The organism is Burkholderia sp. TSV86 (genome assembly GCF_001522865.1).
Classification (GTDB): domain Bacteria; phylum Pseudomonadota; class Gammaproteobacteria; order Burkholderiales; family Burkholderiaceae; genus Burkholderia.
This window is the reverse complement of record NZ_LOWB01000059.1, coordinates 1-887: the sequence shown is the minus strand read 5'-3', so window position 1 is coordinate 887 and position 887 is coordinate 1. Positions and strand designations below refer to the sequence as shown.

2 pseudogenes are annotated in these 887 nt (G+C 57.3%); both read right to left on the bottom strand.

Annotation, left to right across the window (positions count from 1 at the left end):
- Positions 1-162: 162 nt before the first annotated feature.
- Positions 163-357: pseudogene (locus WS68_RS25900) on the bottom strand (transposase); the annotation flags it as partial.
- 238 nt (positions 358-595) lie between these two features.
- Positions 596-809 (bottom strand): annotated as a pseudogene (locus tag WS68_RS29560) (DDE-type integrase/transposase/recombinase); the annotation flags it as partial.
- Between the last annotated feature and the right edge of the window lie 78 nt (positions 810-887).

The following is an 887-nucleotide window of genomic DNA, read 5'->3' as shown; positions in this document are numbered from 1 at the left end:
GGTGGACTCCTTGCTGTTCGCGGCGCGCATTGCCGCTACGGGCTACGCCCTTCGCGCCAATGCGCGCCAGCATGAAAAACCAACCACTGTCAGATTTAGTCTAGTCCACCGCACCTGATTGCTCCCAATCGATCTGGTCGTGCTCGCGCAGCCGACGCAGCATCGCCAACACGTCATGCCACTGCCGAAGCCCAGTTCTTGCGGGAGGTCTTCCCACGGGATACCGGTTTGCAGCACATACAGGATGCCGTTGAGCGCAGCTCGGTCATCGACCGTGCGTCGCCGTCCGCCCTTGGGCGAGGGAGTGAACTCCGGAATCAGAGCATGCCGCAGACGATACGGCGTTCGCAGCTTCACGTCTAGGTTGTGTTAGCGACTCTTAGCGTGCAATATTTTCCGTTTTCTGAAGCCTCCCCAAGTATCACGCTCGTTTGACAGGCTCGACGTAACGGGCGCGCCAACCTGTACTCGCTCATCGAGACGTGCAAGGCTAATGGCACCGAGCCGTATCGCCATCTATAAATCAAGGCCTTGAAGGAATTCCTTGCTAGCATATTTTGTGATCACCGCTAGCAGAATTTACGAACCTCAACAGATCCTGCTCGATCCTGTTGTTCAGATACTGGCGCTGACGGATCTTGATCGGCGTCTCGCGCTGCGCGTTCACGGCATGCAGGGCTGCCAGGTTGGCCCCGCTCTTGTCGACGGTCACGGTGTCGGGCTCGCAACAGGAAGTCGACGGTGTTGCCGGCCTTGTCCACCGCGCGATAGAGGTACGTCCATTTGCCTCGCACCTTGAGGTAGGTTTCAGGTTCTGTCGCAATAAGGAAGCCTGTCGATAAGCGGTCTCGGAATGATCAGGATTCCTCAGAAGGCCAACGAATAAA